Raw genomic sequence first — 14,222 nt, 5'->3', positions numbered from 1 at the left:
AGAATCAGAGGATTCTATGAAACGACACCTGCGCTCCCTGCTCCTTCCGCTTGCGGCCGCGCTGCCGCTCGCGCTCCTCCCCGCGGCCCACGGCCAGATCGCCGGTCCGGCGCCGGCCCAGGAGAAGCCGCTGCAGTACCAGCTGCCCAATGGCATGACGGTCATCATCAAGCCGGACCGCCGCGCACCGACCGCCGTGCACATGGTCTACGTGCGCGTCGGCGCCATGGACGAAGTCGACGGCACCACCGGGGTCGCCCACGTGCTGGAACACATGATGTTCAAGGGCACGCCAACCACCGGCCCGGGCGAGTTCTCGCGCAAGGTCGCCGCGCTGGGCGGTCGCGAGAATGCCTTCACCACCAAGGACCAGACCGGCTACTTCCAGCAGATTCCCGCCAACCGGCTGGAAGACGTGGTCAAGCTCGAATCGGACCGCTTCGCCCACAACCAGTGGGCGGACGACGAGTTCAAGCGCGAGCTGGAGGTGGTGAAGGAGGAACGGCGCTCGCGCACCGAGGACAACCCGCGCGGGCTGCTGTACGAGCAGCTCAGCGCCGTGGCCTACCAGGCCTCGCCCTACCGCCGCCCGGTGGTGGGCTGGATGAGCGACCTCGACGCGATGACGCCGGCCGACGCCCGCGAGTTCTACCGCCGCTGGTACGTGCCGGCCAACGCCGCCGTGATCATCGCCGGCGACGTCGACCCGGCCAAGGTCCGCGCGCTGGTCGACAAGTACTACGGCAGCATCCCGGCCAAGGCCGTGCCGCCGCGCAAGCCGCGCGAGGAGCCGGTGCAGAAGGGCATCCGCCGGCTCGAATTCAAGGCGCCGGCGGAGCAGTCGTACGTGGCGCTCGCCTTCAAGGTGCCGCAGCTCAAGTCCTTCGACAAGACGCCCGAGAACGACGACGCGCTGGCGCTCACCGTGCTGTCCGGCGTGCTCGATGGCTACGAGGGCGCGCGCCTGGACCGTGCCCTCACGCAGGGCCCCGACCGCGTGGCCGACAGCGTCGATGCCGGCAACGGCCTGTGGGGCCGTGGCCCGCAGATGTTCACGCTGGCCGGCGTGCCGGCGGCGGGCAAGACGCCCGAGCAGGTGGAAGCCGCGCTGCGCGCCGAAGTGGCGCGCGTGGCCCGCGAAGGCGTGAGCCCCGCGGAACTGCAGCGCGTGAAGACGCGCTGGATCGCCGGCGAGATCTACAAGCTCGATTCCGTGATGAACCAGGCCCGCGAACTGGGCAGCGCCTGGGTGATGGGACTGCCGATCGACGCCGACGAACGCCTGATGGCGCGGCTGCGCGAGGTGACGCCGGAGCAGGTCCAGTCCGTGGCGGCGCGCTACTTCGGCGACGAGCAGCTCACGGTGGGTGTCCTGCGGCCCTTGCCGGTGGACCCGAACCGCAAGCCCCGCACCCCCAGCGTCCCCCTGCGCCACTGAAAGGTTCCCATGCGTCTGACGACTTTCCTGGCGCGCGGCGCGCTGGCCGGCTTCGTGGCCTGCGCCTTCGCCGCTCCCGCCTTTGCCGCCCTCCCGATCCAGAAGTGGCAGCAGCCCAGCGGGGCGCAGGTCTGGCTGATCGAGAGCCCCGGCCTGCCGATGGTCGACGTGGAGATCGACTTCGATGCCGGTGACCGGCGCGATCCCGCCGACAAGGCCGGCCTCGCCGGCGTGACCGCGGACATGACCTCCAAGGGCATCGCGGCACGCAACGGCGAGCCCGCGCTGGACGAGAACCAGCTGGGCGAAGCCTGGGCCGACCTCGGCGCCTCCTTCGGCGGCGGCGCGAGCCTCGACCGCATGAGCTATTCGCTGCGCTCGCTGACCTACCCGGATCTCCTGGACAAGGCCGTGAAGCTGGCCGCGCGCGAACTGGGCGAACCGTCCTTCCCCGACGCGATCTGGCAGCGCGAGCGCCAGCGCATGGTCGCCTCCATCCGCGAGTCGAACACGAAGCCCGGCACGGTCGCCGCCCGCGCCTTCGGCGCCGCGGTCTATGGGGCCCATCCCTACGGCTACGACACCACCGAGGAATCGCTGAACCGGATCACGGTGCAGGACATGCGCAATTTCTACAGCGCCATCCTGCCCTGCCGTGCCAAGGTGAGCGTCGTCGGCGCCGTCACGCGGGCGCAGGCCGACCAGATCGCCGCGACGCTGTTGTCGCGGCTGCCGGCCGGCCGCTGCGAGCCGCTGCCGCCGGTGGCGGAAGTGCCGGCCCTCACCGCCGCGGCGGAACGCAACATCCCGTTCTCCTCGGCGCAGGCCCATGTGCTGATCGGGCAACCGGGCTACAAGCGCTCCGACCCGGACTTCTTCCCGCTGCTCCTGGGCAACTACATCCTGGGCGGCGGCGGCTTCGTGTCGCGCCTGTCGGAGGAAGTGCGGCAAAAGCGCGGCCTGAGCTACAGCGTCTACAGCTACTTCGCCCCGGGCCTGCATGCCGGCGCCTTCACGCTGGGCCTGCAGACGCGGCCCGACCAGGCGGCGCAGGCGGTGCAGGTCTCGCGCGACGTGCTGCGGCGCTTCGTCGCCGAAGGCCCGACCGAAGCCGAACTGAAGGCCGCCAAGGACTTCATGATCGGCGGCTTCGCGCTGCGCATCGACAGCAACCGCAAGCTGGTCGAGAACCTGGCCAACATCGCCTGGTACGACCTGCCGCTCGATTACCTGGACACCTGGACCAAACAGGTCGAGAAGGTCACCGCCGCCGACATCAAGGCCGCCTTCGCCCGCAAGGTGCAGCCGGATCGCATGGTGACCGTCGTCGTGGGTGCCGACGTGGCGTCCGCCCGACAGTGAAGTACGGGAAGTGCCTGCTCCCCTGTCAATGTTGACAGGGGCCGGCGTGCAACCCTTCGCAAGACCCTCAACAATTCGATGGCGCTGTCACGCATTTCTTGCGAGCACGCGAGAGAGTTTCACAGGGAGAGACTCGGGCACGGCCATGAGGCCGTGCCCGTTTTTTTTTTCACCGTCGTCCCCGCGCAGGCGGGGCCCGGGACACGCGCGCGGCGCGTGACCTCGAAAGCCCTGGATTCCCGCCTGAGCGGGAATGACGTCATCTGCCTTCGCCCGCCAACATGCCTGCTCCCGCCCGCCGCCCCCTTCCCCATCAGGTCCGCATCATCGGCGGCAACTGGAAGCGCACGAAACTGGAGGTTCCGGACCGCCCGGGCCTGCGGCCGACGCCGGACCGCGTGCGCGAGACGCTCTTCAACTGGCTGGGGCAGGACCTGGCCGGCTGGCGTTGCGTCGACGCGTTCGCGGGCACGGGCGCACTGGGCCTGGAGGCCGCCTCGCGCGGTGCCGCGGACGTCCTGCTGGTCGAATCCGACGGCGGGCTCGTCGATGCGCTGCGCTCCGTGGTCCAGCGGCTGCACGCCAGCCAGGTGCGGGTGCAGCGGGGCAACGCACTGACGGTGCTCGCGGGCTTGCCTGCCGGCGGGACGGACCTGGTGTTCCTCGACCCGCCCTTCGATGCCGACCTGTTCGACAAGGCGCTGGCGGCGGCCGTGCCCGCGCTGGCGCCGCAGGGCTTCATCTACCTGGAAGCGCCCACGCCCTGGAGCGGGGAGGCGCTGGCGCGGCACGGCCTGGAGCTGCTGCGGCACCTGAAAGCCGGCGCCGTGCACGGGCACCTGCTGCGGCGCACTGCATAATCCGGCGCACATTCGCGTGCCGGCGCGCCGCCGGCGTCCAGGAGATCCCCCATGGCCACCGACGTCCTTGCCGTCTACCCCGGCACCTTCGACCCCATGACGCTGGGCCACGAGGACGTGGTGCACCGCGCCTGCCAGTTGTTCGGGCGCCTGATCGTGGCCGTCGCGGCGGGGCATCACAAGAAGTCGCTCTTCACCATGCAGGAGCGCATCGACATGGCGCGCGAGGCGCTGAGGGACTACCCGCAGGTGACGGTGGAGGGCTTCAGCGGCCTGGTGCGCGACTTCGTGGTGGCGCGCGGCGGCAAGGCGATGGTGCGCGGGGTGCGCGCGGTGACGGACTTCGACTACGAGTTCCAGCTCGCGGGCATGAACCGCCACCTGATGCCGGACGTGGAAACCGTCTTCCTCACGCCCAGCGACAAGTTCCAGTTCATCTCCAGCACCTTCGTGCGCGAAATCGCCGTCCTCGGCGGCGAAGTCCACCAGTTCGTCTCGCCGTCGGTGCAGCAGCGCCTCGTGGAAAAGGTGCGGAACCTGGAACGCGAGTAGGAAGCGGACTTCCGGACGCAGAGGACGCGAAGGGTACGCAGAGAACGCAAAAGAGACAAAGAAAACTTTAAAGGTTTTCTTTTGCGTCCTCTGCGTACCCTTAGCGTCCTCTGCGTCCGGTATTTTGTTTTCCCCCCAGCCGAAATCCCACCCATGCGTGGGTTAGTGCGCATCCCGCATTGCGCAATGGCGCGCATAATTTCGCCATGCGAATGATGGCGGGTGCGACGGAACTGGTGCTGGTGCGGCATGGCGAGACGGACATGAACCGCGAGCTGCGCTTCCAGGGCCAGGTGAACGTGGGGCTCAATGCCATCGGCCTCGCGCAGGCGCGGCGGCTCGCCACGCGGCTCGCGGGCGAGAAGGCCGACGCCGTCTACGTCAGCGACCTGCTGCGCGCCGTGCAGACGGCGGAGCCGATCGCCGAAGAACTCGCCTTGCGGCCGGTGGCCGACAGCGGACTGCGCGAACAGGCCTTCGGCCGCGTCGACGGCATGCGCGTGGACGACATCCAGCGCGAACACCCCGGTGCCTGGCAGGCCTGGCTGCGCTTCGAGCAGGACTTCGCGATGCCCGAAGGCGAATCCACCCGCGCTTTCCATGCGCGCGTGATGCAGGCCGTGCAGCGCGTCGTCGCCGCCCACCCGCTCCAGACCGTGGTGGTGGTCACGCACGGCGGCGTGCTGGACATGATCTACCGCACCGCGCGCTCGCTGGGCCTGGACGGCCCGCGCCAGAGCGAGATCCCGAACGCCGGCCTCAACCGCATCCGCGTGCACGAAGACGCATACGAGATCGTGAGCTGGGCCGACACCCGGCACCTGGCCGACCTGCCGCCGCAGCCGGTGTACGACCAGCGCAAGCTGGTGGACAGCGAAGCCAGCCGCACCGCCGCCTGAGTCGCCCTGCGCCGCTTCGCTGCGGCCTCTCTAGTCGACGTGGTGGATCGCGCCCGAAGGCGGCTGCGGCCACGGCCGCTGCGGCTCGCGGATCAACTCGAACGCCCGCGCGACCTGCAGCACGCCGAGGTCGTCGAAGCGCTTGCCGACGATCTGCAGGCCCACGGGCAGGCCGTCGTCGGTGAAGCCGCAGTTGATCGAGGCCGCGGGCTGCTCCGACATGTTGAAGGGCACGGTGAAGCCGATGTGCTCTAGCGGCCGCAGCGGGTCGTTGGTCGGCGACGGCAGGTCGGCCCCGAACGCGGGCACCGGCGACACGGGCGAGATCACGTAGTCGAAGGGCCGGCAGGCATTGACGGCCGCGACGCGCGTGAGGTGGAACTGGTGCACCGCGCGGAACACGGCCTCGCCCGAGAGCCCCGCCGCGCTGTCGGCCCACTGCTGGATGTAGGGCAGCACGCGCGCCTTCACGTCCGCGGGCAGGCCGCGCATGTCCACGTGCGAGCGCATGCGCCAGAAGTGGTCCATGCCATCCAGCATGCCTTGCGTCATGAAGGGCTTCATCGGCGCGACCACCGCGCCGGCACGCTCGAACAGCAGCGCGGCCTTCTGCACCGCGGCGCGGATGCCCGGGTCGAGCGCGAGGCCGCAGCCGGCTTCCATCATCAGCCCGATGCGCAGCCCGCGCAGGCGGCCCACCCCCGCGTCGAAGGAGGCCCACGCGATGTCCTGCGGCGGCAGGCTCATGCAGTCGCGGTCGTCGGCGCCGGCGAGCACCTGCATGAAGAGCGCGGCGTCCTCCACCGTGCGCGTCATGGGTCCGGCGGCGCGGCCCGTGTACGGCGGATCGATCGGCACGCGGCCGAGGCTGGGCTTCAAGGTGAAGATGCCGCACCAGCCCGCCGGCAGGCGCAGCGAGCCGCCGATGTCGGTGCCGATGTGCAGCGGGCCGTAGCCGGCCGCGGCCGCCGCACCCGCGCCGGCGCTGGAGCCGCCAGGGGTCTTCATGAGGTCCCACGGATTGCGCGCGACCTTGTGGAAACTGGAGAGTCCCGAGGACAGCATGCCGTAGTCCGGCATCGTGGTCTTCGCGAGCACCACGCCTCCGTGCTCGCGCACGCGCGCCGCGGGCGGCGCATCGGCCGCGGCGGGGATCAGCTCGCTGGCCGCGGTGCCCAGCGGCGTCGGGTCGCCGCGGGTGGCGATGTTGTCCTTGATCGTGACCGGCACGCCGTCGATCAGCCCCAGGGGCTCGCCCTTCAGCCAGCGCGCCTCGCTGGCGCGCGCCTGTTCCAGCACGTGGTCCGGCCGCAGCAGGTACAGGGCGTGGATGGACTGTTCCCAGCGTTCCACGTGTCCCAGCACGCTGCGCGCCACTTCCACCGGCGACACCTCGCGCCGGCGATACAGCTCCACCAGCCGCGGCGCCGGGAGCTCGTGCAGGGCCTCGGTCATGGGTGCCCCCACGCTCCCCCACCGCGTGTGGGTCGCTGCCCCCCGAGGGGGCGGTCGCGTCCTGGGGCGGCTCGGCGATGCTCCATGCTTCAGGCCCAGGAGATGGAGGACAGGTCGTTCACGAAGATGGGCATGTTGTTCCACAGGCCCTTCACATTCCTGTTGGCGACGGTCACCCACTGCGGCTGGTACAGGAAGGCGTGCACCGAGTCCTCGGCGAGGATGCGCTGCAGGTCGGCCTGCAGCTTCAGGCGGTCCTTCGCGTTGGCCGTGGTCTTGTACTTGCCGTAGACCTCGTCGAACTTCGCGGAGTGGTAGTTCCAGTAGTAGTCCGGCTTGGCGAAGTTGCCCAGGTCGAAGGGCTCGACGTGGGAGATGATCGTCATGTCGTAGTTCTTGTTGCCGTAGACGTTGGACAGCCACTGCGCCCACTCCACGTTCTGCAGCTTCGCCTGGATGCCCACCTTGGCCAGTTGCGAGGCGATCACCTCGCCGCCCTGGCGCGCGTAGGGCGGCGGCGGCAGCGTGATCGTGAGTTCCAGCGGCGTGGCCACGCCCGCTTCCTTCAGCAGCGCCCTGGCCTTCTCCGGGTTGTAGGGGTTCACGCCCGTGAGGTCGACGTAACCCGGCGCGCTGGGCGGGTAGTGGCTGCCGATCGGCGCCCCGTAGCCGTCGCCCGCGCCCTGGATCACCGCCTTGCGGTCGATCGCCATCGCGATGGCACGGCGCACCCGCACGTCGTCGAAGGGCTTCTTCTTGTTGTTGATCGCCAGGATGGTCTTGGCGCGCGAGCCGGAGACGAGCACCTGGAAGCGCGGGTTGCCCTTGAACTGCTCCACGCTGCGCGGCGTGACGCGCGGGAAGGCGTCCACGTCGCCGGCCAGCAGCGCCGCCACCTGCGCGGCCGGGTCCGCGATGATGCGGAAGGTGGCGCGATTGAGCTTGATCGCCGCGGCGTTGCGGTAGCCGGGCCACTTCTTCAGCGTGATCGAGGAGCCCTTGACCCAGTTCTCCAGCATGAAGGGGCCGGTGCCCACCGGCTTCGTCATGTTGGTGTCCGCGCTCTTGGGCTCCACGATCACGGCGGTGGCCTGCCCGAGCAGGAAGGGGAAGTCGGGGTCGATCTCCTTGGTGAGGACCACGACCGTGTGCTCGTCCACGGCGCTGGTGCTGAGGTTCGCGAAGGTGCGCTTGTCCTTGTTGGTGCTCTTGTCGGAGCCGGCGCGGTCGAACGAGAACTTCACCGCCTGCGCGTTGAAGGGCTCCCCGTTCTGGAATTTCACGCCGCGGCGCAGCTTGAACGTGTAGGTGGTGAGGTCGGGCGAGACTTCCCAGGTTTCGGCCAGCAGCGGGGTGACGGAGCCGTCCGGGTTGACCTTGGTGAGCGTCTCGTAGATGTTGTACAGCGTGACCTCGCCGATCGACGAGGCGGCGCCGCCGGTGGGGTCGAGGCCGGGGCTGGGCTCGAGGGCCATGGCCATCACGATCGAATCCTTGCGGCCCTGGGCCAGCACGCCCGGGGGCAGGGTGGCCAGGGCGGCCAGCGAGGCACTGTGCGCGAGGACGCTGCGGCGTTTCAGCATGTCTTGGGAACTCCAGGGGCTAGGGGCAAGGGATGGAATGCGGGGATCATCCCCGACTTTGGAAAGGCGTGGCAAGGGGGCCGGGCCGGGGTGGCTCGGGTTCGGGCACCGCTTCCACCAGCGTGCGCGTGTATTCGTGCCGCGGCTGCGCGAACAGGCGCTCCGGCGGTCCCTGTTCGACGATCCGGCCCTGCCACAGCACCGCCACGTCGTCGCACAGGTGCTGCACCACCGCCAGGTCGTGGCTGATCAGCATGTAGGTGATGCCGAATTCGGCCTGCAGGTCCTGCATCAGGTTGAGCACCTGGGCCTGCACCGACACGTCGAGCGCGCTGACCGGCTCGTCGGCGACGATCAGGCGCGGCCGCGTGACGAGCGCGCGGGCGATCGCGATGCGCTGGCGCTGCCCGCCGGAGAACTCGTGCGGGTACTTGCGCAGGTCGTTGGCGCGCAGGCCCACCGCCTCGACCGCTTCCCTGGCGCGCCGGTGCTGCTCGTCGCGGGGGGCGCCCTGCGCGGCCAGCGGCTCGCTCACGATGCGCTCCACGGTCTGGCGCGGATCGAGCGAGCCGTAGGGGTCCTGGAACACCATCTGGAAGTCGCGCCGGGCGACGCGCAGCTCCTCGCGGGGCAGCGCATGCAGGTCCCGCCCGAGCAGGCGCACGCGGCCGGAGGTCGGCGCATCCAGGGCCATGACCAGGCGCGCCAGCGTGGACTTGCCCGAGCCCGACTCGCCCACCACGCCGAGGCTGCGCCCGGCCTGGATCGCGAAGCTCACGCCCCGCAGCGCATGCACCTTCCCCGGCGCCTGGAACAGCCGCTCGCGCGGCAGCCCGTAATCCTTGACGAGGTCCTCGACCTCCAGCAGCGGCGCGTTCATGGCTGTTCCTCCCTCCCCCTCCGGGGGAGGGCCGGGGTGGGGGCGCTCCCCGCACGCCGCTCGCTTCCCACCACCTCCAGCCGGATGCACCGCGCCCTGTGCCCCTCCTCCACCTCCACCGCCGCCGGCAGCCCTGCATCGCATTCGGGAATCGTCCACCCGCACCTGCCCGCGAACGGACACCCCCGCGGCAGGTCCACCAGGTCCGGCACCGTCCCCGGAATCGTCGCCAGCCGCTGCCCCTTCATGGCCCGCAGCCCCGGCCGCGCCGCGAACAGCCCCAGCGTGTACGGATGCCTGCGGTGCGCGAACACCGACGTCGTCGGCCCGCTCTCGACCACGCTGCCGCCGTACATCACGAGCATGCGCTGCACGTTGTGCGCGATCACGCCGAGGTTGTGCGAGATCAGGATCAGCGCCATGTGGCGCTCGGCGACCAGCTCGCGGATCAGGTCCAGGATCTGGCGCTGGATCGTCACGTCCAGTGCCGTCGTCGGCTCGTCGGCGATCAGCAGGTCGGGCCCGCAGGCGAGCGCCATCGCGATCGTGATGCGCTGGCGCTGCCCGCCCGAGAACTGGTGCGGATACGCATCGATGCGCCGTGCCGCATCGGGAATGCCGACGCGGTCGAGCAGGGCGATCGCCTCCTTGCGCGCGGCGGAGGCCGACACGCCGCGGTGCAGCCGCAGCGGCTCGGCGACCTGGTGGCCCACCGTGTGCACGGGATTCAGCGCCGTCATCGGCTCCTGGAAGATCATGCCGATGCGGTCGCCGCGCAGCGCGCACATCGCGCGTTCCGGCTGGCCCACGAGTTCCCGGCCTTCGAACACGATGCTGCCCGTCACGCGCGCGTGCTCCGGCAGCAGGCCCAGGATCGCCAGCACGGTGAGCGACTTGCCGCTGCCCGACTCGCCGACGATGCCCAGCGTCTCGCCGGGTTCGAGCGCGAAGCTCACGTCGCGCACCGCAAATGCCGGGCCGCGGTGGGTGTGCAGTTCGACCGAGAGGTCTTTGACTTCGAGCAGGGGCATCTAGCGTCGCCGCGCGAGTCGCGGGTCATAGAGATCGCGCAGGCCGTCCCCCAGCAGGTTCAGCCCCAGCACCGCGATGGCGATCGCCACGCCCGGGTACACGCCGAGCAGCGGCGCCTGGAACAGCAGCGTCTGCGCCTCGCTCAGCATGCGGCCCCAAGAGGGCTGCGGCGGTTGCGTGCCCAGGCCCAGGTACGACAGTGCCGCCTCCGCCAGGATCGCGATCGCGAAGCGGATGGTCGCCTGCACGATCAGCACCGACAGGATGTTGGGCAGCACGTGCTCCATCGTGATCGCGAAGCGCCCCTTGCCGCAGGCGCGGGCGGCCAGCACGAACTCGCGGCCCCACACCGCGTTGGCGGAGGCGCGGGTGATGCGCGCGAAGGTCGGGATGTTGTAGATGCCGATCGCGATGATCGCGTTGACCATGCCGGGGCCGAACACCGCCGTCAGCATGATCGCCGACAGGATCGCGGGGAAGGCGAAGCCGAAATCCGAGAGGCGCATGATCGCCTCCTCGACCCAGCCGCGCCTGGCCGATGCGAGCAGCCCCAGCGCCGTGCCGATCACCAGCCCGATGCCCACCGCGACGATGCCCACCACGATCGAGGCGCGGGCGCCCACCAGCAGCAGCGAGGCGACGTCGCGGCCGAAGGCATCGGTGCCGAGCCAGTAGCGCGCGTCCGGCGCCTTGAGCTTGAGCGCCATGTCGATCTCGTAGGGGTCGTGCGGCGTCCAGACGAAAGACAGCGCCGCGGCGAGCACCACCAGCAGGGTGAGGACGAGGCCGATCACGAAGCTCGGATGGCGCAGGGCCCGGTGCCAGAAGCCGGGGCCGGCCATCGGCGCCAATGGCGCGGCCTCGAGGATCGCGCTCATATGTCGGCCGCCTTCACGCGCGGGTCGATCAAGGCGTAGAGGAGGTCCACCGCGAAGTTCACCAGCACCACCATCGCCGCCAGCAGCATCACGCAGTTGCGCACCACGATCAGGTCGCGGTTGGCGATCGACTGGAAGATCAGGCGGCCCAGCCCCGGCAGGTAGAACACGCTCTCCACCACGATCGTGCCGGCCAGCAGCTCGGAGAACTGCAGTCCCATGACGGTGATGACCGGGATCAGCGCATTGCGCAGCACGTGGCCCCACAGGGCGCCGCGCTGCGACACCCCCTTGGCGCGCGCGGTGCGCACGAAATCCTCGCGCAGGACCTCCAGCACCGAGGAGCGCGTGATGCGCGCGAGGATCGCCGACTGCACCACCGCGAGCGACAGCGCCGGCAGCATCAGCGCGCGCAGCCCCGGCAGGATGCCTTCTTCCCAGCCCGGGAAGCCGCCGGCGGAAAACCACTTCAGGTGCACCGAGAACAGCAGGATCAGCAGGATCGCGAACCAGAAATTGGGGATCGCGATGCCGACCTGCGTGAGGCCCATGATGCCCACGTCGCCCAGCTTGTTGTGGCGCGAGGCCGCATAGATGCCCGCCGCCAGCGCGAGCGCCGTGGTCAGCGTCATCGCGATCAGCGCCAGGGGCACGGTGAGGGCGAGCCGTTCGCGCACCAGCTCGCCCACCGGCGTGCTGTAGGCGTAGCTCAGCCCGAGGTCGCCGTGCAGCATGCCGGCGATCCAGTGCCCGTAGCGTTCAATGGCGGGGCGGTCCAGCCCCAGCTTCTGCGCCAGGGCCGCGACGGCTTCGGGGGACGCATCGGGGCCCATCAGGACCTGGGCGGCGTTCCCGGGCAGGACCTCCAGCACCAGGAACACCACCACCGAGGTGCCTGCCAGCGTCGCAAGGAGGGTGATCAGCCGCTTGGCCAGGAAGAGACTCATGCCGCGGGCGATAATGCCAGAAGTAGTCTTCCCGCCCCCGGAGTCAAGAGCGTCATGGCATTGTTGATTACCGACGAGTGCATCAACTGCGATGTCTGCGAGCCGGAGTGCCCCAACCAGGCCATCTTCCTCGGTCCCGAGATCTACCAGATCGATCCGGACCGCTGCACCGAATGCGTCGGCCACTTCGACGAGCCCCAGTGCGTGCAGGTCTGCCCCGTGGCGTGCATCCCGGTCGACCCGAAGCGGATGGAAAGCCGCGAGACGCTGTGGCAGAAGTATCACCGGCTGGTGGGGGAAGCGACGAAGGAAGTCGCCACCGCTCCCGCGGATGTTCCTCCCTCTCCCCCTGGGAGAGGGCAGGGGTGAGGGGACGCGGCGCTCGCTGAGGCGCGGCGCCGGGGAGCGCCCCCACCCCAACCCTCCCCCGGAGGGGGAGGGAGCAAGGGTAGTCAGTCGGCCTTCTTCTTTTTATTCGCCTTCGCCTTCTTCTCCTTCGGATGCCCCGGAGAAACGGCGGTGAACTGCTCCAGCTTGCCGACCTTCGGCTTCGTGCCGTCCTTCTCCTTGCCCGAACCCGGCAAGGGCGGGGCCTCCACCGGCCCGATCACGATCGCCTTGGGCGCGTTGCGCTCCTGCGCCAGGCGTGATTTCTCCATCTCCGCGGCCAGCTTGGCGTCCGTGTTGGCCACGGGCATGGCCATGGCGCGCCCCGTCACCGGCTCGGAGACCGAGACGGGCGTGCCGCCGGCGCAGGGCTGCTGGCTGTAGCTGTTGCCGCAGCGCCAGACCGTCTGGGCGCCAGCCGAGCCGGCGCCCAGGGCCAGGACGAGTACCAGGGTCTTCAGGGTCACGGTGCCTCCTTCTCGAGGTGGATGGGGTTCTTCAGGTCCCTTCGGGCCGCGGGGGCTTGGGCCGCGGCGCCTTGTGCGTGTGCACGATCAAGGTGGCCTTCTCCATCTCGCCGGCCATGAGCGCCGGAAAGGCCTTGAGCGTGCGCTCTATGCATTCCTCGATGGCCGTGCGCTGCTCCGGCGCCGGCTTCTTCAGCACCCAGTTGGTCACCTCGGACTTCACGCCGGGGTGGCCGATGCCGATGCGCAGGCGCCAGTAGTCGGGCCCGATCTGCGCGTGGATGTCGCGCAGGCCGTTGTGGCCCGCATGGCTGCCGCCGAACTTCAGCTTGGCCTGGCCGGGCACGACGTCGAGTTCGTCGTGCACGACGAGGATCTCCTCGGGCTCGATCTTGTAGAAGCGCGCCAGCGCCCCGACCGAGCGCCCCGACAGGTTCATGAAGGTCTGCGGCTCCAGCAACCAGAGCGTGTGCCCATGCACGTTGGCGCGCGCCACCCGCGCCTGGTAGCCGCGATCGTGCACGAGGTTCACCTTCAGCTCGCGAGCGAGTTCGTCCACCCACCAGAAGCCGGCGTTGTGGCGGGTGGCCTCGTACTCGGGCCCGGGGTTTCCCAGGCCGACAAACAGCTTGATCATGGATGCGAGGAAGGTAGTGGGAAGCGCGGGGGCGCTGAAGGGAATATTGTCGCCAACGCAGCAAGAAAAAAGCCCGCGACTGCGGGCTTTCTCTGGGCCCCCGCCTGCGCGGGGGTGACGAAGTGATTACTTCTTCGCCGGGGCCTTGGCGGCCGGCTTGGCGTCCTTGCCGCCCTTGGCCGGAGCGGCCTTGGCAGCGGGAGCGGCGGCGGCGGCCACCGGGGCGGCGCCTTCCGCACCGGCGGCGGCGGCATCGGCAGCGGACTCTTCCGCCGCCGGCGTCACCACCGACACCAGCACCGGGTTCGGCTTGCCGTGCGTCACGGCCTTCACGCCCTTGGGCAGCGCCACGTCGTTCAGGTGCAGCACGGTGCCCTTCTTCAGGCCGGACAGGTCGATCTCGATGAATTCCGGCAGGTCGGCCGGCAGGCAGGAGATGTCCAGTTCGTTGACGACCGGGTTGACCAGGCAGTGGTCCAGCTTGACCGCATCCGACTCTTCGGAGTTCTTGTAGTGCACCGGCACCTTCATGTGCAGGCGGGTGTTGGCGTCCACGCGCTGGAAGTCGATGTGCTGCACCTGCTGCTTGAACGGGTGGTACTGCACGTCGCGCAGCAGCACCTTGGCGCTGGCGCCGCCGAGTTCCATGTCCAGGATCGACGAGTGGAACGCTTCCTTCTTCAGGGCGTGCCACAGGGCGTTGTGGTCCAGTTCGATGAGCTGGGGCTGGCCCTCGCCACCGTAGACGATGCCGGGCGTCTTGCCCACGTTGCGGAGACGGCGGCTCGCACCCGTACCCTGCTTGGCGCGCTCGAAAGCGACGAATTTCATGACGATCTCCAATT

The 14,222-nt window shown here is 69.7% G+C and carries 15 protein-coding genes; 6 read left to right on the top strand and 9 right to left on the bottom strand.

All coding sequences use genetic code 11. The features are described from left to right. Positions 1-16 precede the first annotated feature (16 nt). From WG923_RS23760 to WG923_RS23740, 5 genes are all read left to right on the top strand, one after another. The gene (locus WG923_RS23760) at positions 17-1,438 is read left to right on the top strand and encodes a M16 family metallopeptidase (protein WP_340353486.1); all 1,422 of its coding nucleotides are present in this window, start codon (positions 17-19) and stop codon (positions 1,436-1,438) included. Positions 1,439-1,447: 9 nt separating this feature from the next. After that, positions 1,448-2,800 (top strand): M16 family metallopeptidase, encoded by a 1,353-nt coding sequence (locus tag WG923_RS23755; RefSeq protein WP_340353485.1) that lies wholly within the window; start codon positions 1,448-1,450, stop codon positions 2,798-2,800. 281 nt (positions 2,801-3,081) lie between these two features. Beyond that, the gene (rsmD, locus tag WG923_RS23750; protein ID WP_340353484.1) at positions 3,082-3,660 is read left to right on the top strand and encodes a 16S rRNA (guanine(966)-N(2))-methyltransferase RsmD; all 579 of its coding nucleotides are present in this window, start codon (positions 3,082-3,084) and stop codon (positions 3,658-3,660) included. Positions 3,661-3,711: 51 nt separating this feature from the next. Then, complete coding sequence (gene coaD, locus WG923_RS23745; RefSeq protein ID WP_340353483.1) at positions 3,712-4,212, top strand: pantetheine-phosphate adenylyltransferase; 501 nt, start codon at positions 3,712-3,714, stop codon at positions 4,210-4,212. 215 nt (positions 4,213-4,427) lie between these two features. Beyond that, positions 4,428-5,111: a histidine phosphatase family protein gene (locus WG923_RS23740; protein ID WP_340353530.1), complete on the top strand. Its 684-nt coding sequence runs from the start codon at positions 4,428-4,430 to the stop codon at positions 5,109-5,111. A 30-nt stretch (positions 5,112-5,141) separates the two neighbouring features. On the opposite strand, the gene WG923_RS23735 is transcribed toward WG923_RS23740, so the two are convergent. From WG923_RS23735 to WG923_RS23710, 6 genes are all read right to left on the bottom strand, one after another. Next, positions 5,142-6,566: an amidase gene (locus WG923_RS23735; RefSeq protein WP_340353482.1), complete on the bottom strand. Its 1,425-nt coding sequence runs from the start codon at positions 6,564-6,566 to the stop codon at positions 5,142-5,144. Between the two features lie 89 nt (positions 6,567-6,655). Next, the gene (locus WG923_RS23730) at positions 6,656-8,149 is read right to left on the bottom strand and encodes an ABC transporter substrate-binding protein (RefSeq protein ID WP_340353481.1); all 1,494 of its coding nucleotides are present in this window, start codon (positions 8,147-8,149) and stop codon (positions 6,656-6,658) included. A 46-nt stretch (positions 8,150-8,195) separates the two neighbouring features. Next, positions 8,196-9,029, bottom strand: coding sequence for an ATP-binding cassette domain-containing protein (locus WG923_RS23725; RefSeq protein ID WP_340353480.1), 834 nt, complete (start codon positions 9,027-9,029; stop codon positions 8,196-8,198). Further along, complete coding sequence (locus WG923_RS23720; protein WP_340353479.1) at positions 9,026-10,060, bottom strand: ABC transporter ATP-binding protein; 1,035 nt, start codon at positions 10,058-10,060, stop codon at positions 9,026-9,028. The genes WG923_RS23725 and WG923_RS23720 overlap by 4 nt, the downstream gene beginning before the upstream one ends. After that, positions 10,061-10,939 (bottom strand): ABC transporter permease, encoded by an 879-nt coding sequence (locus WG923_RS23715; RefSeq protein WP_340353478.1) that lies wholly within the window; start codon positions 10,937-10,939, stop codon positions 10,061-10,063. It abuts the gene before it with no gap. After that, entirely contained in the window at positions 10,936-11,886 is a 951-nt protein-coding gene (locus WG923_RS23710; protein WP_340353477.1) for an ABC transporter permease, read from the bottom strand. The genes WG923_RS23715 and WG923_RS23710 overlap by 4 nt, the downstream gene beginning before the upstream one ends. 54 nt (positions 11,887-11,940) lie before the next feature. Between WG923_RS23710 and WG923_RS23705 the strand changes: the two genes are divergently transcribed. Then, positions 11,941-12,255 carry a YfhL family 4Fe-4S dicluster ferredoxin gene (locus tag WG923_RS23705; protein WP_340353476.1) on the top strand — a complete coding sequence of 105 codons (315 nt, stop codon included), beginning with the start codon at positions 11,941-11,943 and terminating at the stop codon, positions 12,253-12,255. A gap of 83 nt (positions 12,256-12,338) precedes the next feature. On the opposite strand, the gene WG923_RS23700 is transcribed toward WG923_RS23705, so the two are convergent. The 3 genes from WG923_RS23700 to WG923_RS23690 all read right to left on the bottom strand — a co-directional run bounded on the left by WG923_RS23700 (position 12,339) and on the right by WG923_RS23690 (position 14,208). Then, complete coding sequence (locus WG923_RS23700) at positions 12,339-12,740, bottom strand: hypothetical protein (RefSeq protein WP_340353475.1); 402 nt, start codon at positions 12,738-12,740, stop codon at positions 12,339-12,341. A 31-nt stretch (positions 12,741-12,771) separates the two neighbouring features. Then, entirely contained in the window at positions 12,772-13,377 is a 606-nt protein-coding gene (gene pth / locus WG923_RS23695) for an aminoacyl-tRNA hydrolase (protein ID WP_340353474.1), read from the bottom strand. 126 nt (positions 13,378-13,503) lie between these two features. Beyond that, positions 13,504-14,208 (bottom strand): 50S ribosomal protein L25/general stress protein Ctc, encoded by a 705-nt coding sequence (locus WG923_RS23690; protein WP_340353473.1) that lies wholly within the window; start codon positions 14,206-14,208, stop codon positions 13,504-13,506. Positions 14,209-14,222 lie beyond the last annotated feature (14 nt).

It is taken from the genome of Ramlibacter sp. AN1133 (genome assembly GCF_037890035.1).
In the GTDB taxonomy this organism is placed as follows: domain Bacteria; phylum Pseudomonadota; class Gammaproteobacteria; order Burkholderiales; family Burkholderiaceae_C; genus Ramlibacter.
The sequence above is the reverse complement of the archived record's forward strand: the minus strand, read 5'-3'. Positions and strand labels throughout refer to the sequence as shown.